The organism is Enterobacter asburiae (assembly GCA_011754535.1).
GTDB classification, from domain to species: Bacteria; Pseudomonadota; Gammaproteobacteria; order Enterobacterales; family Enterobacteriaceae; genus Enterobacter; species Enterobacter cloacae_N.
This window is the reverse complement of sequence record JAAQVN010000001.1, coordinates 4819386-4839542: the sequence shown is the minus strand read 5'-3', so window position 1 is coordinate 4839542 and position 20157 is coordinate 4819386. Positions and strand designations below refer to the sequence as shown.

General features: G+C 53.6%; 20 protein-coding genes. All 20 read right to left on the bottom strand.

What is annotated here, in order from left to right; genetic code table 11:
- Positions 1-103: 103 nt before the first annotated feature.
- The 20 genes from phoU to asnC all read right to left on the bottom strand — a co-directional run bounded on the left by phoU (position 104) and on the right by asnC (position 20048).
- The gene (phoU, locus tag HBM95_22875; GenBank protein ID NIH45738.1) at positions 104-829 is read right to left on the bottom strand and encodes a phosphate signaling complex protein PhoU; all 726 of its coding nucleotides are present in this window, start codon (positions 827-829) and stop codon (positions 104-106) included.
- Positions 830-855: 26 nt separating this feature from the next.
- Complete coding sequence (pstB, locus tag HBM95_22870) at positions 856-1629, bottom strand: phosphate ABC transporter ATP-binding protein PstB (GenBank protein ID NIH45737.1); 774 nt, start codon at positions 1627-1629, stop codon at positions 856-858.
- Between the two features lie 47 nt (positions 1630-1676).
- Entirely contained in the window at positions 1677-2567 is an 891-nt protein-coding gene (gene pstA, locus HBM95_22865; GenBank protein ID NIH45736.1) for a phosphate ABC transporter permease PstA, read from the bottom strand.
- Positions 2567-3526, bottom strand: a complete 960-nt coding sequence (gene pstC, locus HBM95_22860; GenBank protein NIH45735.1) for a phosphate ABC transporter permease PstC — start codon at positions 3524-3526, stop codon at positions 2567-2569. Before pstC ends, pstA begins: the two co-directional genes overlap by 1 nt.
- A 128-nt stretch (positions 3527-3654) precedes the next feature.
- Positions 3655-4695, bottom strand: a complete 1041-nt coding sequence (gene pstS, locus HBM95_22855; GenBank protein NIH45734.1) for a phosphate ABC transporter substrate-binding protein PstS — start codon at positions 4693-4695, stop codon at positions 3655-3657.
- A 278-nt stretch (positions 4696-4973) separates the two neighbouring features.
- Positions 4974-6803, bottom strand: coding sequence for a glutamine--fructose-6-phosphate transaminase (isomerizing) (gene glmS / locus HBM95_22850; protein ID NIH45733.1), 1830 nt, complete (start codon positions 6801-6803; stop codon positions 4974-4976).
- 242 nt (positions 6804-7045) lie between these two features.
- Positions 7046-8416, bottom strand: a complete 1371-nt coding sequence (gene glmU / locus HBM95_22845) for a bifunctional UDP-N-acetylglucosamine diphosphorylase/glucosamine-1-phosphate N-acetyltransferase GlmU (protein NIH45732.1) — start codon at positions 8414-8416, stop codon at positions 7046-7048.
- 138 nt (positions 8417-8554) lie between these two features.
- The gene (gene atpC, locus HBM95_22840; protein NIH45731.1) at positions 8555-8974 is read right to left on the bottom strand and encodes a F0F1 ATP synthase subunit epsilon; all 420 of its coding nucleotides are present in this window, start codon (positions 8972-8974) and stop codon (positions 8555-8557) included.
- A 20-nt stretch (positions 8975-8994) separates the two neighbouring features.
- Positions 8995-10377, bottom strand: a complete 1383-nt coding sequence (atpD, locus tag HBM95_22835) for a F0F1 ATP synthase subunit beta (GenBank protein NIH45730.1) — start codon at positions 10375-10377, stop codon at positions 8995-8997.
- Positions 10378-10408: 31 nt separating this feature from the next.
- Positions 10409-11272 carry a F0F1 ATP synthase subunit gamma gene (gene atpG / locus HBM95_22830; GenBank protein NIH45729.1) on the bottom strand — a complete coding sequence of 288 codons (864 nt, stop codon included), beginning with the start codon at positions 11270-11272 and terminating at the stop codon, positions 10409-10411.
- A 51-nt stretch (positions 11273-11323) separates the two neighbouring features.
- On the bottom strand, positions 11324-12865 hold the full coding sequence (atpA, locus tag HBM95_22825) for a F0F1 ATP synthase subunit alpha (protein ID NIH45728.1): 1542 nt from the start codon (positions 12863-12865) through the stop codon (positions 11324-11326).
- A 12-nt stretch (positions 12866-12877) separates the two neighbouring features.
- Positions 12878-13411 (bottom strand): F0F1 ATP synthase subunit delta, encoded by a 534-nt coding sequence (atpH, locus tag HBM95_22820; protein NIH45727.1) that lies wholly within the window; start codon positions 13409-13411, stop codon positions 12878-12880.
- Between the two features lie 14 nt (positions 13412-13425).
- Positions 13426-13896, bottom strand: coding sequence for a F0F1 ATP synthase subunit B (atpF, locus tag HBM95_22815; protein ID NIH45726.1), 471 nt, complete (start codon positions 13894-13896; stop codon positions 13426-13428).
- 48 nt (positions 13897-13944) lie between these two features.
- Complete coding sequence (atpE, locus tag HBM95_22810; protein NIH45725.1) at positions 13945-14184, bottom strand: F0F1 ATP synthase subunit C; 240 nt, start codon at positions 14182-14184, stop codon at positions 13945-13947.
- A 49-nt stretch (positions 14185-14233) separates the two neighbouring features.
- Positions 14234-15049, bottom strand: coding sequence for a F0F1 ATP synthase subunit A (gene atpB / locus HBM95_22805; GenBank protein NIH45724.1), 816 nt, complete (start codon positions 15047-15049; stop codon positions 14234-14236).
- Between the two features lie 8 nt (positions 15050-15057).
- Positions 15058-15438: a F0F1 ATP synthase subunit I gene (atpI, locus tag HBM95_22800; GenBank protein NIH45723.1), complete on the bottom strand. Its 381-nt coding sequence runs from the start codon at positions 15436-15438 to the stop codon at positions 15058-15060.
- 616 nt (positions 15439-16054) lie between these two features.
- The gene (rsmG, locus tag HBM95_22795; protein ID NIH45722.1) at positions 16055-16678 is read right to left on the bottom strand and encodes a 16S rRNA (guanine(527)-N(7))-methyltransferase RsmG; all 624 of its coding nucleotides are present in this window, start codon (positions 16676-16678) and stop codon (positions 16055-16057) included.
- Between the two features lie 107 nt (positions 16679-16785).
- On the bottom strand, positions 16786-18675 hold the full coding sequence (gene mnmG, locus HBM95_22790) for a tRNA uridine-5-carboxymethylaminomethyl(34) synthesis enzyme MnmG (GenBank protein ID NIH45721.1): 1890 nt from the start codon (positions 18673-18675) through the stop codon (positions 16786-16788).
- A 374-nt stretch (positions 18676-19049) separates the two neighbouring features.
- The gene (mioC, locus tag HBM95_22785) at positions 19050-19499 is read right to left on the bottom strand and encodes an FMN-binding protein MioC (GenBank protein ID NIH45720.1); all 450 of its coding nucleotides are present in this window, start codon (positions 19497-19499) and stop codon (positions 19050-19052) included.
- A gap of 90 nt (positions 19500-19589) precedes the next feature.
- Complete coding sequence (asnC, locus tag HBM95_22780; GenBank protein NIH45719.1) at positions 19590-20048, bottom strand: transcriptional regulator AsnC; 459 nt, start codon at positions 20046-20048, stop codon at positions 19590-19592.
- Positions 20049-20157: the final 109 nt, after the last annotated feature.

Here is a 20157-nt window from a genome sequence, read left to right as displayed (position 1 = left end):
TCCGTGCTGGCATTATTTTGTGGGGAACCCTCAGCCTCAGGGGAGAGGGAGAAAACCAAATGGTCCCCTCTCCCTGTGGGAGAGGGTTAGGGTGAGGGTAAAATCACTCTTTCGGATCTTTACCCGCCAGCAGCTTGTCCAGTTCGTCGCCGCCCACGTGGCGGAAGTCCTGACCTTTCACGAAGTAGAAAATGTATTCGCAAATGTTCTGGCAGCGGTCGCCGATACGCTCGATAGAGCGCGCGCAGAACAGGGCAGTTAGCACGCTTGGGATCGTACGTGAATCTTCCATCATGTAGGTCATCAGCTGACGGACGATGCCCTCATACTCCTGGTCGACCTTTTTGTCTTCACGGTAGATACGCACCGCTTCGTCCAGATCCATGCGCGCGAATGCATCCAGCACGTCGTGCAGCATCTGCACGGTGTGACGACCGAGCGATTCCAGACTCACCAGCAGCGGCTGGTGCTGCTGAGAGAATTTCTCCAGCGCGGTGCGGCAGATTTTATCCGCCACGTCACCAATACGCTCCAGCTCGGCGATGGTTTTGATGATCGCCATCACCAGACGCAGGTCGCTCGCCGTCGGCTGACGTTTCGCGATAATGCGCACGCAGGCCTCGTCGATGGCAACTTCCATCATGTTGACGTTTTTGTCGCCTTCAATGACGCGCTTCGCCAGCTCGCTATCCTGGTTGTGCATCGCCGTAATCGCATCAGAAAGCTGCTGCTCGACCATGCCACCCATGGTCATTACCTGCGTGCGGATGCTTTCCAGCTCTGCGTTGAACTGGCCGGAAATGTGTTTATTAAGATTGAGGTTGTCCATGGTTTCTCCACATGCACTAAGGCAAATCAACCGTAGCGGCCAGTAATATAATCTTCAGTTTGTTTCTTCGCGGGCCGGGTGAACAGCGCATCCGTATCGCTGAACTCAATCAGCTCGCCCAGGTACATAAACGCCGTGTGATCGGAACAACGTGCAGCCTGCTGCATGTTATGGGTCACGATAACCACGGTGTAATCCTGCTTCAGCTCGGTGATCAGCTCTTCAATACGACCGGTTGAGATCGGGTCCAGCGCCGAGCACGGCTCATCCAGCAGCAATACTTCCGGACGAATGGCGATACCACGCGCAATACACAGACGCTGCTGCTGACCACCGGAGAGAGAGTACCCGCTCTGGTGCAACTTATCTTTGGTTTCGTTCCATAATGCGGCCTTGGTCAATGCCCACTGCACGCGCTCGTCCATATCGGCACGGGAGAGCTTCTCAAACAGACGAACGCCAAACGCGATGTTGTCATAGATGGACATCGGGAACGGCGTTGGTTTCTGGAACACCATCCCCACTTTGGCGCGCAGCAGGGCGATATCCTGGGCCTGGGTCAGAATGTTTTCGCCATCCAGGATAATTTCACCTTCAGCGCGCTGCTCCGGATAGAGCGAATACATTTTGTTAAAGGTACGCAGCAGCGTGGATTTACCGCAGCCGGACGGACCGATGAATGCCGTGACCTGGTTCTTCGCAATATCCAGGTTGATATTCTTCAGGGCATGGAATTTGCCGTAGTAGAAGTTCAAATCACGAACCTGAATCTTACCCGGGGCAGTATCAACCATACTCATTGACTCATTTCCTCATTCGGCGCCGCGATCTGCCGCGCCGTAAAAAATTAACCGTGTTTCTTCTTCGCGAAAATGACGCGCGCCAGAATGTTCAGCAACAGTACGCAAAGGGTGATGATCAGCACCCCGGCCCAGGCCAGCTGCTGCCATTCCGCGAATGGACTCATCGCAAATTTAAAGATCGTCACCGGCAGGTTGGCGATCGGCTGCATCATGTCCGTACTCCAGAACTGGTTGGAGAGGGCAGTAAACAGCAGCGGTGCCGTTTCACCGGCGATACGGGCGATAGCCAGCAGAATACCTGTCATGATCCCGGAGACCGACGCTTTCAGCGTAATCGCAGAAATCATTTTCCATTTCGGCGTACCCAGCGCGTAAGCCGCTTCACGCAGGCTGTCCGGCACCAGTTTCAGCATGTTTTCGGTGGTACGAATGACGATAGGCACCTGCAGCAGCGCCAGCGCAATCACGCCCGCCCAGCCGGAGAAGTGTTCCATTTGCGCAACCACGATGGTGTAAACAAACAGGCCCACGACAATCGACGGAGCTGAAAGCAGGATGTCGTTAATGAAGCGAATCACCTCTGCCAGCCAGGATTTACGCCCGTACTCCGCCAGATAGATACCGGCCATAATGCCCAGCGGCGTACCGAAGACCGTCGCCCACAGGATCAGCAGGCCACTGCCCGCCAGGGCGTTTGCCAGACCACCACCCGCCGTATTTGGCGGCGGCGTCATCTCGGTGAACAGCGCCAGAGACATGCCATCAATACCACGGGTGATGGTGGACATCAGGATCCAGATCAGCCAGAACAGGCCGAATGCCATCGTTGCCATGGAGAGCGTCAGAGCAATGCGGTTTTTGAAACGACGCTTCGCCTGCATTTTGCGGCGGGATTCCGCAAGCTGAGCGGTGCTTTGCATTTCGAGAGTTGCCATCAGCGTGCCCCCTCATTTTTCGCGAGACGCAGGATCATCAGCTTGGAAATCGCCAGAACAATGAAGGTGATAACGAACAGAATCAGGCCCAGTTCCATCAGCGCTGCGACGTGCAGCCCGGATTCCGCTTCGGCAAACTCGTTCGCCAGCGCGGAAGTAATGCTGTTACCCGGCATATAGAGTGAGGCGCTGTCGAGCTGGTAGGTGTTACCGATGATAAAGGTGACTGCCATGGTTTCACCCAGCGCGCGACCTAAGCCCAGCATCACGCCACCGATCACCCCATTTTTGGTGAACGGAAGGACAATGCGCCAGATAACTTCCCAGGTGGTACAGCCGATGCCGTAGGCCGACTCTTTCATCATCACCGGGGTTTGTTCGAAAACATCGCGCATCACCGCCGCAATGTACGGAATAATCATAATGGCGAGGATCACCCCTGCCGCCAGAATACCGATACCGAATGCCGGGCCAGAGAACAGGGCTCCCACAAACGGAACGGCTGAGAGAACATTACCCACCGGTTCCTGGAAGTACGTGGCAAACAGCGGCGCAAAGATAAACAGACCCCACATGCCGTATACGATACTTGGGATGGCCGCCAGCAGTTCAATGGCAATACCCAGCGGGCGACGCAGCCAGCCCGGCGCCAGTTCCGTCAGGAACAGCGCAATACCGAAGCTTACCGGAACCGCAATCAGCAGGGCGATGAACGAGGTCACCAGCGTACCGTAAATCGGCACCAGCGCACCGTAGATGTCGTTCGGCGCGTCCCACTCTTTGGTCCACAGGAAGGAGAAACCGAATTTCTGAATGCTCGGCCAGGAGGAGAAAATCAGAGACACGATAATGCCGCCCAGCAGCAATAGCACAATCAGCGCAGCCAGTTTGACCAGCGCGCCGAAAATCATGTCACCTTTTTTACCCGGAGGGTTAAATGCAGGCTTGGTTGCAGCCATAAATTACTCTTCTTTATGAAACGTCTTACGAATATGCCCGGTGGCGCTGGCGCTTACCGGGCCTACAGGATGAACCGTAGGGCGGGTAAGCGTGAGCGCCACCCGCCATCTTCGTCAAAAATATCCTGTTAGTACAGCGCTTTACCGCTGCTGTCTTTCACGTTGGTTTTCCATGCAGCACGGACCTGCTCAACCACGCTGTCCGGCAGGCTGGCGTAATCCAGATCGTTAGCCTGCTTGCCGCCGTTTTTGTATGCCCAGTCGAAGAACTTCAGCACCTCAGCACCCTGCTCAGGTTTCTTCTGCTCTTTGTGAACCAGGATGAAGGTCGTGGAGGTGATTGGCCACGCGCCTTCGCCTTTCTGGTTAGTCAGATCCTGCGCAAAGGATTTGCTCCAGTCAGCGCCTTTCGCGGCGTTAGCGAAGTTCTCTTCGGTCGGGCTTACCGGTTTGCCGTCAGCAGAAACCAGTTTGGTGTAAGCCAGGTTGTTCTGCTTAGCGTAGGCGTACTCTACGTAGCCGATAGAGCCAGGCAGACGCTGTACGAACGCGGCGATACCGTCGTTACCTTTTCCGCCCAGACCGGTTGGCCAGTTAACGGTAGAGCCGGAACCGACTTTAGATTTCCACTCTTCGTTCACTTTCGCCAGGTAGCTTGTGAAGACGAAAGAGGTACCGGAACCATCCGCGCGGCGAACCACGGCGATATTCTGCGAAGGCAGCTTAACGCCCGGGTTCAGTTTAGTGATGGCTTCGTCATCCCATTTTTTGATTTTGCCCAGGTAGATGTCGCCCAGGGTTTTGCCGTCCAGCACCAGCTCGCCTGATTTCAGGCCAGGGATGTTAACAGCCAGCACAACACCGCCGATCACGGTTGGGAACTGGAACAGGCCTTCCTGATTCAGTTTCTCGTCAGACAGCGGAGCGTCTGATGCGCCGAAATCAACGGTATTCGCGGTAATTTGTTTTACGCCACCGGAGGAGCCGATACCCTGATAGTTAACCTTATTACCGGTTTCCTTCTGGTAGGTATCCGCCCATTTGGCATACACCGGCGCAGGGAAGGTTGCACCAGCGCCAGTCAGGCTTGCCGCTGCAAAAGCAGAGAAAGCGCTCAGAGATAAGGTCGCGGCGACAACAGTTGCGACAGTGGTACGCATAACTTTCATAATGTCTCCTGCAAGGATTTCGTAAATCATTGTTTAAGTGGCTACGATGAGCAAAATAGGACAAACAGGTGACAGATAAATGTACGAATTATGACAGTTTTATGACAATGGAAATTTCACTTAAAGAAAAAGAAAACTATATATATTTATCAATAAGTTAACTTAGAACATGACGGCAGGGTTTCAGTAATATTTTCTTTATGTGACACTGAAAAAATAGCTGAAAATGACAGATTGTCATTAAAAAAGGCTCCACCTGATAGTGGAGCCTGGAGGGATTATTCTACGGTAACGGATTTCGCCAGGTTACGCGGCTGGTCAACGTCGGTGCCTTTGATCAGCGCCACGTGATAGGCCAGCAGCTGCAGCGGAACGGTGTAGAAGATCGGTGCAATCACCTCTTCCACGTGCGGCATCTCAATGATGTGCATGTTGTCGTTGCTGACAAAACCGGCATCTTTGTCGGCGAAGACGTACAGAACGCCGCCGCGGGCGCGAACTTCTTCGATGTTAGACTTCAGTTTTTCCAGCAGTTCGTTGTTCGGTGCCACAACGATGACCGGCATATCCGCGTCAATCAGCGCCAGCGGGCCGTGTTTCAGCTCGCCTGCCGCGTAGGCTTCTGCGTGGATGTAGGAGATCTCTTTCAGCTTCAGCGCGCCTTCCAGCGCAATTGGATACTGATCGCCACGCCCCAGGAACAGAGCGTGATGTTTGTCAGAGAAATCTTCCGCCAGCGCTTCAATGCGTTTGTCCTGAGACAGCATCTGCTCAATACGGCTCGGCAGCGCCTGCAGGCCGTGAACAATGTCATGCTCAACGGAAGCATCTTCGCCTTTCAGACGCGCCAGCTTCGCCACCAGCATCAGCAGAACGGTCAGCTGAGTGGTAAACGCTTTGGTGGAAGCTACGCCGATTTCGGTGCCCGCTTTCGTCATCAGCGCCAGATCGGATTCACGCACCAGGGATGAGCCAGGGACGTTACAGATGGCCAGCGAGCCCAGGTAACCCAGTTCTTTAGACAGACGCAGCGCTGCCAGCGTATCCGCCGTTTCGCCGGACTGAGAAAGTGTGATCATCAGGCTGTTGCGACGCACCGCAGACTTGCGATAGCGGAACTCAGACGCGATTTCCACGTCGCACGGCACGCCCGCCAGGGATTCAAACCAGTAGCGAGAGACCATACCGGAGTTGTAGGAGGTGCCGCAGGCCACGATCTGAATATGCTCGACCTTGCCGAGCAGTTCGTTCGCGTTTGCCCCCAGCTCGCTCAGATCGACTTCACCGTGGCTGATGCGCCCGGTTAGGGTGTTTTTGATGGCGTTTGGCTGCTCGTAGATCTCTTTCTGCATGTAGTGACGGTAAGCGCCTTTGTCGCCCGCGTCGTACTGCAGATTCGATTCGATCTCCTGACGCTTCACCTGCTCGCCTTTGGTGTCGAAGACGGTCACGCTGCGGCGAGTCACTTCCGCAATATCCCCCTCTTCCAGGAAGATAAAGCGACGGGTGACCGGCAGGAGTGCCAGCTGATCGGAGGCGATAAAGTTTTCACCCATGCCCAGACCGATAACCATCGGGCTACCGGAACGCGCTGCCAGCAGCGTGGATGGATCGCGTGAGTCCATGATCACCGTACCGTACGCACCGCGCAGCTGAGGGATAGCGCGCAGCACCGCATCACGCAGCGTACCGCCCTGTGCCAGCTCCCAGTGCACCAGGTGAGCAATCACTTCGGTGTCAGTTTCAGAGACGAAGGTATAGCCGCGCGCTTTCAGTTCTTCGCGCAGCGGTTCGTGGTTTTCGATAATGCCGTTGTGCACCACCACAATGTGTTCAGACACATGCGGGTGCGCGTTACCTTCAGACGGTTCGCCGTGCGTCGCCCAACGGGTGTGCGCGATACCGGTACCACCGTGCAGCGGATGCTCTTCCGCGGCCTGAGCCAGCATCTGCACTTTACCGAGGCGACGCAGGCGGGTCATGTGCCCTTCTGCATCCACGACAGCCAGACCGGCAGAGTCGTAACCACGGTATTCCAGACGACGTAAACCTTCGAGAAGGATTTCAGCAATATCACGCTGCGCAACTGCGCCAACAATTCCACACATATTTTAGATTCCGAATTTAGGCATTATGCCTGCGTTGTCGCTGACCTGTATTTGCCCTTTCCGGGCGCCCCGAGCCTTGTAGAGAGTGGGGTTATTTTTATGGGTACTGCCTGTGGGGGGAGGATTATGTTATCCCCTCACCCCAGCCCTCTCCCCAAAGGGGCGAGGGAGAAAAACACCGCACCTTTCAATTCCCCTCTCCCCTATGGGGAGAGGGTCAGGGTGAGGGGTGTATATTGTTGTTACTTCTTCTTCACCGGGCGTTTCCAGCCCTGCTTGTGTACCTGCGGCACACGGCTTAATACCAGCTCGTTATCGGCGATATCGCGCGTAACGGTTGTTCCGGCGGCAATCGTTACCCCGTTACCCACGGTAACCGGTGCCACCAGCTGTGTATCGGAACCGACAAACACATCATCACCGATAATGGTTTTAAACTTATTGGCACCGTCATAGTTACAGGTAATGGTCCCTGCACCAATGTTCACATTGTCGCCAATCTCCGCGTCGCCCAGATAGGTCAAATGACCGGCTTTCGAGCCTTTACCCAGACGCGCTTTTTTCATTTCCACAAAGTTGCCCACGTGCGCGCCTTCCAGCAGCTCAGCGCCCGGGCGCAGACGCGCAAACGGGCCGATGGTACAGGCGGCATCCAGACGGGCATCTTCCACCACGCTGTACGGGCTGATTTCGCAGTCGTCACCGATGACGCTGTTTTTAATCACGCAGCCGGCGCCAATTTTGACGCGGTTACCCAGCGTAACGTTGCCTTCAAGGATAACGTTAGTATCGATCTCAACGTCGCGCCCGTGAGACACGGTGCCGCGCAGATCGAAACGCGCCGGATCGCGCAGCATCACGCCCGCCAGCAGCAGTTTTTCGGCATGTTCTGACTGATACACGCGCTCCAGGCGGGAAAGCTGAAGACGGTTATTCACCCCTTCGGTTTCGCTAATACGCGCCGGATGAACCGCCGCAATCTCACGTCCTTCCTGGTACGCCATCGCAATGATGTCGGTGATGTAGTACTCACCCTGCGCGTTGTGGTTGTTGAGCTGCGATAGCCAGCGCTTCATGTCCGCGCCATTGGCAATCAGGATACCAGTGTTGATCTCCTGAATCTGACGCTGTTCGTCGCTGGCATCTTTATGCTCAACAATACCCGTGACGTTGCCGTTTTCACGGGTGATACGGCCATAACCGCTTGGATCGTCCAGCACGACGGTCAACAAACCAATGCCGCCCTGCGGTTTGGCAGCACGCAAGCGAGTCAGCGTTTCAACGGAGATCAGCGGAACATCGCCGTAGAGCATCAGGATGTCTTCGTCATCCGCAAAGAAAGGGGCAGCCTGCTGCATCGCATGGCCTGTGCCCAGCTGTTCGGCCTGAAGCACCCAGTTGAGCTTGTCATCGCTCAGCGTCTTTTTAAGCAGATCGCCACCGTGGCCGTAGACCAGGTGGACCTGACGGGCGCCCAGTTCATTCGCTGCATCAATAACATGCTTCACCATTGGCTTTCCTGCCAGCGTGTGGAGCACCTTAGGCAGATCGGAATACATGCGGGTACCTTTGCCTGCGGCAAGGATCACCACGCTCATCGCACTGTTTGACATACGCATCCTGACGGTAGTTTGAGTGAGAAGTAAAAACGTTTGATGCCTAAAATTCTACATCTTTTTCATCATGAATTAAGGATGAAAAAAAAAGCCAGCCTGGTATCCAGACTGGCTTTTGTGCTTTTCAAGCCGGTGTTACATCGCTTTTTTGGTCAACTCGATAACGCGCAGTTTCGCGATCGCTTTGGCCAGCTCCGCAGACGCCTGAGCGTAATCCACGTCACCATGAGAGCTGCTAATGTGCTCTTCAGCCTTACGCTTCGATTCCAGGGCTCGCGCTTCGTCGAGATCCTGGCCACGAATAGCGGTATCGGCCAGAACGGTCACACTGCCAGGCTGCACTTCAAGAATGCCGCCGGACAGATAGATAAACTCTTCGTGACCGAACTGTTTAACGATGCGGATCATACCAGGCTTAATGGCGGTGAGCAGCGGTGCGTGACCCGGGAAAATACCCAGTTCACCTTCACTACCCGTTACCTGGATTTTCTCGACCAGACCAGAGAACATTTGTTGCTCTGCGCTGACGACGTCCAGGTGGTAAGTCATTGCCATATCACCCTCCGATTAAGGCGTTAAAGTTTTTTGGCTTTTTCCACGGCTTCTTCGATGGAACCAACCATGTAGAACGCCTGCTCTGGCAGGTGATCGTATTCGCCTTCCATGATGCCTTTAAAGCCACGGATGGTGTCTTTCAGGGAAACGTATTTACCCGGAGAACCGGTGAATACTTCCGCAACGAAGAACGGCTGGGACAGGAAGCGCTGGATCTTACGCGCACGTGCTACCACCAGTTTGTCTTCTTCAGACAGTTCATCCATACCCAGGATGGCGATGATGTCTTTCAGTTCCTGGTAACGCTGCAGCAGGGACTGTACGCCACGCGCGGTGTCGTAGTGTTCCTGACCAACAACCAGTGGATCCAGCTGACGACTGGTGGAGTCCAGCGGGTCAACGGCCGGGTAGATACCCAGAGACGCGATCTGACGGCTCAGTACCACGGTTGCGTCTAAGTGCGCAAAGGTGGTTGCTGGAGATGGGTCAGTCAAGTCATCCGCAGGTACGTATACCGCCTGAACGGAGGTGATAGAACCGGTTTTGGTAGAGGTGATACGTTCCTGAAGAACACCCATCTCTTCCGCCAGGGTCGGCTGGTAGCCTACCGCTGAAGGCATACGACCCAGCAGTGCAGATACTTCCGTACCGGCCAGGGTGTAACGATAGATGTTATCAACGAACAGCAGAACGTCACGGCCTTCGTCACGGAATTTCTCAGCCATCGTCAGGCCAGTCAGCGCAACGCGCAGACGGTTTCCTGGTGGCTCGTTCATCTGGCCGTAAACCAGGGATACTTTGTCCAGAACGTTGGAGTCGGTCATTTCGTGGTAGAAGTCGTTACCCTCACGAGTACGTTCACCTACACCCGCAAACACGGAGTAACCGGAGTGCTCGATCGCGATGTTACGGATCAGCTCCATCATGTTTACGGTTTTACCTACACCCGCACCACCGAACAGACCAACTTTACCGCCCTTCGCAAACGGACACATCAGGTCGATAACTTTGATACCGGTTTCCAGCAGTTCCTGAGAGCTGGACAGCTCTTCGTAGGAAGGTGCCGCGCGGTGGATAGCCCAACGCTCTTCTTCACCGATGTCGCCCTTCATGTCGATTGGCTGACCCAATACGTTCATGATACGACCCAGTGTTGCTTTACCTACCGGGACTTCGATCGGATGCTCAAGGTCTTTAACTTCCAGACCACGACGCAGACCGTCGGAAGAACCCATCGCGATGGTACGCACGATACCGCCGCCGAGCTGCTGCTGAACTTCCAGCACCAGGCTCTCGTTACCATTCTGTACCTCAAGCGCGTCGTACACGCGTGGTACGGCGTCCTGAGGGAACTCGACGTCCACCACGGCGCCGATTACCTGGACAATCTTTCCAGTAGCCATCTTGAATCCTCTACGTAATTCGTAAACCTGGTTAAACCGCGGCGGCCCCCGAGACGATCTCGGTGAGTTCCTGAGTAATGCTGGCCTGACGAGCTTTGTTGTAAACCAACTGCAGCTCTTTAATCAGGCTGCCGCCATTATCGGTCGCGGCTTTCATCGCCACCATTCGTGCGGCCTGCTCGCTGGCCAGGTTTTCTACAACGCCCTGATAAACCTGAGATTCAACGTAACGACGCAGCAGGGTATCCAGCAGCGGTTTCGGATCGGGTTCATACAGGTAATCCCAGGCTTTCTGCTTCAGCTCGTCATCTTCTGATGCCGGTAACGGCAGCATCTGAGTGAGCGTTGGAACCTGAGACATGGTGTTAATGAATTTGTTGCTGACAACGTACAGTCTGTCCAGGCGGCCTTCATCGTAGGCCTGCAACATCACTTTAACCGGGCCGATCAGTTCAGACAGGGACGGGTTATCACCCATACCGGTCACCTGAGCGACAATGTTGCCACCAACGGAGTTAAAGAAAGAGACGCCTTTAGAGCCAATCAGTGCCAGATCGCACTGAACGCCTTTATCAGACCAGCCTTTCATATCCGCCAGCAGTTTTTTGAACAGGTTAATGTTCAAGCCGCCACACAGACCACGGTCAGTCGACACCACCAGGTAGCCCACGCGCTTAACGTCGCGTTCTTCCAGGTAAGGGTGCTTATATTCCAGATTACCGTTTGCAAGGTGACCAATCACTTTGCGCATGGTCTCTGCATAAGGACGGCTGGCCGCCATGCGATCCTGCGATTTACGCATTTTGGAAGCGGCGACCATCTCCATCGCTTTAGTGATCTTTTGCGTGTTCTGGACGCTTGCGATCTTACTACGTATCTCTTTTGCGCCGGCCATGAGCTTCTCCTCAATGCCAGGCGGCTTGCCCTGAGACAAGCCGCCGGACGATTACCAGGATTGGGTTGCTTTGAAGGAATCGAGGATAGCTTTCAGCTTGCCTTCGATTTCGTCGTTATAGCCACCGGTCTGGTTGATCTCTTGCATCAGCGGAGCGTGATCACGGTCGACGTAAGCCAGCAGAGCGGCTTCGAAGCTACCGATTTTCGCCAGTTCCACATCTTCGAGGTAACCGCGTTCAGCCGCGAACAGTACCAGGCCCTGCTGAGCAACAGACATTGGAGCGTACTGTTTCTGCTTCAGCAGTTCGGTCACTTTCTGACCGTGGCTCAGCTGTTTACGGGTTGCTTCGTCCAGATCGGATGCGAACTGAGAGAACGCAGCCAGTTCACGATACTGTGCCAGCGCGGTACGGATACCACCGGACAGTTTCTTGATGATCTTGGTCTGAGCAGCACCACCCACACGGGATACGGAGATACCCGGGTTAACCGCCGGACGAATACCGGAGTTAAACAGGTTGGTTTCCAGGAAGATCTGACCATCGGTAATGGAGATTACGTTGGTCGGAACGAACGCAGAAACGTCACCCGCCTGGGTTTCAATGATCGGCAGCGCGGTCAGAGAACCTGTTTTACCCTTCACTTCACCTTTGGTGAAGTTCTCGACGTATTCCGCGTTAACGCGGGAAGCACGCTCCAGCAGACGAGAGTGGAGGTAGAATACGTCGCCCGGGAATGCTTCACGTCCTGGTGGACGACGGAGCAGCAGGGAAACCTGACGATAAGCAACAGCCTGTTTAGACAGGTCATCGTATACGATCAGCGCATCTTCGCCGCGGTCACGGAAGTATTCGCCCATTGCACAACCGGCGTATGGAGCCAGGTATTGCAGTGCAGCAGATTCAGAAGCGGTAGCCACAACAACGATGGTGTTAGACAGCGCGCCGTGCTCTTCCAGTTTACGAACCACGTTAGAAATGGTGGACGCTTTCTGGCCGATGGCCACGTACACACATTTGATGCCGGAGTCACGCTGGTTGATGATGGCGTCGATTGCCATCGCGGTTTTACCGGTCTGACGGTCACCGATGATCAGTTCACGCTGACCACGACCGATTGGGATCATGGCGTCAACGGACTTATAACCAGTCTGCACTGGCTGATCAACGGACTGACGGTCGATAACGCCCGGTGCGATAACTTCGATTGGGGAGAAGCCATCGTGCTCAACCGGACCTTTACCGTCGATTGGCGCACCCAGGGTGTTAACAACGCGACCCAGCAGGCCACGGCCAACCGGCACTTCCAGAATACGGCCAGTACACTTAACCTTCATGCCTTCGGCGAGGTCAGCGTATGGACCCATCACAACTGCACCTACGGAGTCGCGCTCCAGGTTCAGTGCGATAGCGTAACGGTTACCCGGCAGGGAAATCATCTCACCCTGCATACAATCGGCCAGGCCGTGGATGCGGATAACACCGTCACTTACAGAAACAATAGTACCTTCGTTGTGAGCTTCACTCACAACACTGAACTGAGCAATGCGCTGCTTGATCAGTTCGCTGATTTCGGTGGAATTCAGTTGCATGCTCCAGTCCCCTTAAGACTGCAAGACGTCTGCAAGGCGCTCAAGACGGCCGCGTACGCTGCCATCAATGACCATATCACCCGAGCGGATGATTACGCCTGCCATTACAGACTTATCGATTTTGCAATTCAGCTTAACTTTGCGTGACAGACGTTTTTCCATCGCGGCGGTAATTTTCGCAAGCTGTTCGTCACTCAGTTCAGTCGCGGAAGTCACTTCGACTTCTGCAGTAGCTTCACTAAGGGCACGTAAGTGCTCAAACTGCTCGAGAACATCCGGGAGCACACGGAGACGACCATTTTCTGCCATCACCTTAATCAGGTTCTGGCCGTTGGCATCCAGTTGCTCTCCGCACACGGCGATAAACGACGCGGCGAGGGTTTCAGGTGCTAACGCACCGGAAAGCAACTCGGCCATTTGTTCGTTTTTCGTCACCTCAGCGGCAAACGCCAGCATATTCTGCCAGCGATCGACATTTTGGTGTTCGACAGCAAAGTCAAAAGCTGCTTTGGCGTAGGGGCGAGCTACCGTAACAAATTCAGACATCAGCCCCTCCCTCCTTACAGTTCAGCGACAAGTTTGTCCACGATGTCGCTGTTAGCAGCTTCATCCACGGAACGTTCGATGATCTTCTCGGCGCCAGCAACAGCCAGAATCGCAACCTGCTTACGCAGTTCTTCACGAGCACGTTTACGCTCAGCTTCAATTTCAGCCTGAGCCTGTGTCACGATCTTAGTACGTTCCTGTTCTGCTTCAGCTTTGGCTTCGTCCAGGATCTGAGAACGGCGTTTGTTAGCCTGTTCAATGATTACCTGAGCTTCAGCTTTCGCTTTTTTCAGCTGGTCTGTCGCGTTGGCCTGTGCAAGGTCCAAATCTTTCTTAGCGCGTTCTGCGGAAGCCAGACCGTCAGCAATTTCTTTCTGACGTTTTTCGATGGCAGCCATTAAAGGCGGCCATACATACTTCATGCAGAACCAGACAAAGAGAATAAACGCGATGGCCTGGCCGAGGATTGTTGCGTTCATGTTCACAGCACAATACCTCTTAAATTTCTGTGGCTTGGGGTTTTAAAACAACTACTACGCGACAGCAAACATCACGTACAGACCCAGACCTACAGCGATCATTGGGATTGCATCCACCAGACCCATAACGATAAAGAACTGAGTACGCAGCAGAGGAATCAGATCAGGTTGACGCGCTGCGCCTTCCAGGAATTTACCTCCGAGGATGCCGATACCGATCGCAGCACCGATAGCCGCCAGACCCATCATCACAGCGGCAGCCATGTACAGCAGATCCATATTCAGGTTTTCCATGACAGTCTCCAGTTTGTTTCAATTAAAACGTAGTAGTGTTGGTAAAAAATCAGTGCTCTTCAGACGCCATCGACAGATAGACGATCGTCAGAACCATGAAGATAAAGGCTTGCAGCGTAATGATCAGGATGTGGAAAATGGCCCACGGCACATTAAGAATCCACTGTGACCACCACGGCAGAAGACCCGCGATCAGAATGAAAATCAGCTCACCCGCATACATGTTGCCGAACAGTCGCAGACCCAGTGAAACAGGTTTGGACAGCAGGCTAACGCCTTCCAGGATCAGGTTGACCGGAATAAACGCCCAGTGGTTGAACGGCTGCAAGGTAAGCTCTTTCACAAAGCCGCTTACGCCTTTCATTTTGATGCTGTAGAAAAGAATCAGGATAAACACGCCCAGCGCCATCGACAGGGTGATGTTCACGTCCGCGGACGGTACCACACGCAGCGCAGGCAGGCCGAAGATGTGCTCGCCGATGAACGGCAGCAGGTCAATTGGCAGCAGGTCCATCAGGTTCATCAGGAAGACCCAAACGAACACGGTCAGGGCCAGCGGAGCAATCAGCTTGCTCTTACCATGGTACATATCTTTCACGCTGCCATGGACGAAGCCGATGATCATCTCAACGAACGTCTGGAATTTCCCTGGAACACCGCTGGTCGCTTTTTTAGCAACGCTGCGGAACATGGCCAGGAACAGAAGACCCAAAACCACCGAGAAGAACATGGAGTCGATGTTGATCGTCCAGAAGGTGGCCGGGGGGTTATGTGGATCCACCAGCGAGAATGTACGCAGGTCCAGCTGAAGGTTATTCAGATGGTGACCTATGTAATCCTGCGGCGTCATATTTTCTGAAGCCATGATGCCTTTTACCCTTTGTTATTGATTACAGCTGGAGCCAGAACTTGTACCACCAGCACCAAAACCCACGTTGCTATCAGCGGCATGAATACCACTTTCAAAACCGCCAGCGCCATCACCAGTAGAGCAAAGGTCAGCAACACCTTACACACTTCGCCGAGGGCGAAGGACCAGGCTACGCGGCCTTTGGCGGGTGTATGCGCCTGATGACGCCAGGCAAAAATCATAAACAACACGTTTGGCAGCACGACCGCCAAACCCCCGCACACGGCGGAGATGCCCCAGAAGGGGTCTTTGAGGCTAAACAGCAGTCCACTTGCTATCACAGCCAGAAACTGAATGAACAGAAGCTTACGAGCAACGTTTCTACTCAAGAGCGACACAGACATCACGTTTTTACTCCTGCTCCCTTCGAGGTATGCCGCGTGTCGTATAAAACGTCCTTTAAGGCTCAGAGTCAAGCATCAAAAAGCGGACAAATTATACGGTGCGTACCCGTGATTTCAAACATTAAGTAGCGAAAAGGTGAATAAATGTTTAAATATTTTTCCCCACCGCTATTTTTTAACTTTCGTAGAAAGCATCGACCTTCGAGCAAAACTGCAAACAGCGCGAAAACGTTGACTACAAAGCGTGCACGAGATCACAAAACACACATTTGCGATAAGGTTGTATTTATCAAAGCCGTAATTCGCCCAGAATTATCTTTCTGAAATTAAAGATAAAATATCGCAACTATTTTCAAAACAGCCCCGTACACAATAAAAACCTTTTATTGACATTCTTAATAAATATTTAACATTGTGTTCTGGTTACAGTCTTCCACTTTTAGCAGGCTGATATTTTCATAGTTGACTATCTTCACGATGAATAATCAGCGCGAGGTTAACTGCAAGAAAACCCATAGTGAAAAAGTGGTTAAATGCTCTCTGATAAATCCCGGGTAGTTGTGCTGTTTTTTAACATGCTCAGAACAGCACAAATTCCACATTTTTTATTAATTTTTTAAAAATTGTTTGGCTTAATTATCACCAGATGACGTTCACCATCGAGCTGAGGAACGTTTAATTTCTCGATGGTTTCAACGCTAAAACCGTCCGGAAGCTGTTCAATTTCATCACCGGGCAGCTGTCCTTTAAGCGCATAAAAACGGCCATCGACTGCCGGCAGATGCTTACACCAGCTCACCATGTCATTGAGCGAAGCAAACGCGCGGCTGATAACGCCGTCAAACGGTGGCTCCGCCGGAAACTCCTCTACCCTGCTCTGTACGGGCGTGATGTTATCCAGCTTAAGTTCATGCTGGACCTGACGTAAAAAACGCACGCGCTTGCCCAGGCTGTCCAGCAGCGTGAAATGGCTCTCAGGTCGGACAATCGACAGCGGAACGCCCGGTAAACCAGGCCCCGTCCCCACGTCGATAAAACGCTCACCTTTCAGATACGGCGCGACCACGATGCTGTCGAGAATATGGCGTACCAGCATCTCGTTGGGGTCGCGAACAGACGTCAGGTTGTACGCTTTATTCCATTTGTTCAGCATATCGACATACGCCACCAGCTGGTTTTTCTGGTGATCGGTGAGCGAAATACCTGCCTGATCCAGCAGACGAGAGAGTTTATTGAGCACGGTGAATACCTGTTTAGAAACAATTTGCCCGGTGGCGCTAACGCTTACCGGGCCTACGAACGATGTTGGGCGGGTAAGCAAAGCGCCACCCGCCAAAACGACTGCAATTATGCGCTGCGGCGCAACATACCCTGCTTTTTCAGCCACACCAGCAGAATCGAAATCGCGGCAGGCGTGACGCCGGAGATCCGTGAAGCCTGGCCAATAGACACCGGTTTGTGATCGTTCAGCTTAGCGATCACTTCGTTAGACAGGCCTGTCACCTGACGGTAGTCCAGCATTTCCGGAAGCAGCGTGTTTTCGTTGCGCTGCTGTTTTTCGATCTCATCCTGCTGACGCGCGATGTAACCTTCGTACTTCACCTGTATTTCGACCTGTTCAGCGGCTTCCGCGTCTTCAAGACCCGGGGCGAACGCGGTAAGTTTCACCAGATTCTCATAGGTCACTTCCGGACGACGCAGCAGATCTTCGCCGCTGGCTTCCCGCGAGAGTGGCGCAGTTAAGTGAGCGTTCACTTCGGCAGCAGTTTCCGCCTGCGGATTTACCCACGTGGTTTTCAGGCGCTGGCGTTCCTGTTCAATACGCTCCAGCTTCTCGTTGAAGCGCGCCCAGCGTTCGTCATCCACCAGACCCAGCTCGCGGCCCATCTCGGTCAGACGCAGGTCGGCGTTGTCCTCGCGCAGCATCAGACGATATTCCGCGCGAGAGGTAAACATACGGTACGGTTCTTTGGTGCCCAGGGTGCACAGATCGTCAACCAGCACGCCCAGATAGGCCTGAGAACGCGCCGGCGCCCATCCCTCTTTCTCGGCAGAGAAGCGAGCGGCATTCAGACCGGCCAGCAAACCCTGCGCTGCGGCTTCTTCGTAGCCGGTGGTGCCGTTAATCTGGCCCGCGAAGAACAGACCGTGGATGAATTTGCTCTCCAGCGTCGGCTTCAGGTCACGCGGGTCGAAGAAATCGTACTCAATAGCGTAGCCAGGGCGAACGATTTTCGCATTCTCCATCCCCTGCATTGAGCGAACAATCTGCATCTGCACGTCGAACGGCAGGCTGGTGGAGATGCCGTTCGGGTAAATTTCGTTTGAGGTCAGCCCTTCCGGCTCCAGGAAGATCTGGTGCTGGTTACGATCGGCAAAGCGCATCACTTTGTCTTCGATCGACGGGCAGTAGCGTGGGCCTATCCCTTCGATCACGCCAGCGTACATGGGGCTGCGATCGAGGTTATTGCGGATCACGTCGTGGGTTTTCTCGTTGGTATGCGTGATGTAGCACGGTACCTGCTGCGGATGCTGCGCCGCGTTGCCCATGAACGAGAAGACCGGCATAGGGTTATCACCGTGCTGTTGCGCCAGCACGCTGAAATCAATGGTCCGCGCATCAATACGCGGCGGCGTACCGGTTTTCAGGCGGCTAACGCGCAGCGGCAGCTCACGCAGACGACGAGACAGTGGAATAGACGGCGGATCGCCGGCACGGCCACCGCTGTAGTTATCCAGACCGATATGAATTTTGCCGTCCAGGAATGTCCCGACTGTCAGCACTACGGCTTTAGCACGGAACTTGAGGCCCATCTGGGTCACGGCGCCCACAACGCGATCGTTTTCAACGATAAGATCTTCTACCGCCTGCTGGAAGATCATCAGGTTCGGCTGGTTCTCCAGTGCGGTGCGTACGGCCTGACGGTAAAGCACGCGGTCTGCCTGTGCACGGGTGGCACGAACAGCGGGGCCTTTACTTGCGTTTAGTATCCTAAACTGGATGCCAGCCCGATCGATCGCTTTCGCCATCAGGCCGCCAAGTGCATCCACTTCTTTTACCAGGTGTCCTTTCCCAATGCCGCCAATCGCCGGATTACAGGACATCTGTCCCAGCGTGTCGATATTGTGTGTCAAAAGCAGGGTCTGCTGACCCATACGCGCTGCGGCCATTGCGGCCTCAGTGCCTGCGTGACCCCCGCCAATGATGATGACGTCAAAAGGATCCTGATAAAACATGGTGGTCTGCCTCGCGTAAAGCGGTATGAAAATGGATTGAAGCCCGGGCCGTGGATTCTACTCAACTTTAGTCTTTCGAGAAAGCATTGGGATCCTGGGCTATTAAAAAGAAGATCTTTTTATTTAGAGATCTGTTCTATTGTGATCTCTTATTAGGATCGCGGACCCATGTGGATAAGTCCGATCCCGCAAATAAGATCATGCAGTTAGGAAGGATCGTTTGCTGTGAATGATCGGTGATCCTGGACCGTATAAGCTGGGATCAGATCGCGAGTTTATACACAGGCTAAAAACTAAGCCACGGTTGTTATTTGGATAACTACGGGTTAATACGAGCTTTTAACCAGAGTTATCCACATCTGTTCGCGCGATCTTTAATCGTTTTTGAGTAAATTTTTCCATTCCGCGAGCCAGATCTCGGCCGGATCCTCCGGAATGTCATGATCGAGGATGTTGATCTTGAGCGTTTCACCCAGCTGTTTTGCCCCACAAGAGGTAACAGCGGCTTCGACTTTCTCTATTGCCCCGCAGAAGGTGTCATATTCACGACTGCCGATCCCTACCGCGCCAAAACGGACGTTTGACAGGTCGGGCTGCTGTTCAAGCAGTTCGTCATATAAAGGTTGCAGGTTATCCGGCACATCGCCCGCGCCGTGCGTGGAGGTGATCAGCAGCCAGACCCCGTCATTCGGGAGATCTTCAAGCAGCGGCCCATGCAGGGTTTCCGTGGAAAAGCCCGCATCTTCCAGCTTCTCAGCCAGGTGTTCCGCTACATATTCCGCACCGCCAAGGGTGCTGCCGCTGATAAGGGTAATGTCCGCCATTGATCGCTCGCTCAGATAAAGAGGGGATCATTGTACGCTGTGAACGAGCTGGGATCTACCTGTGGAAAATGTGGGAATGAATTTGCCCGATCACGGGCGGATGGTACGCATGATCGGGTTTTGCAGGGAGATCAGTGTCTCGGTGGACTGAATTTCATCGATTGTTTGGATCTTGTTGATAAGTACCTGCTGGAGAGCATCGATGGATCGGCACATCACCTTTATAAAGATGCTGTAGTGCCCGGTGGTGTAGTACGCCTCGGTGACTTCATCGAGCGCGTTAAGCTTCGCCAGCGCGGAGGGGTAGTCTTTTGCGCTTTTAAGAATAATGCCGATGAAACAGCAGACGTCGTAACCCAGCTGCTTCGGGCTGACGTCAATGCGCGCGCCGGTAATGATCCCTGCCTGCTTCATTTTCTCTACGCGAACGTGAATGGTTCCCGGGCTGACGCCAAACTGTTTTGCCAGTTCGGCGTAGGCTGTACGGGCATTGGCCATTAAGGCCTCCAGAATGCCGCGGTCCAGATTGTCGATCTGATAATTTTCCATATCTTTTTCTTATGAAGATTAATGAATACCTCTATTCTAGCGTCATATTTTAACGAATCAAAAGTGAAGGCTGCTTTTTGTTGATGAGTTATTGAATTAAGTACCGGTT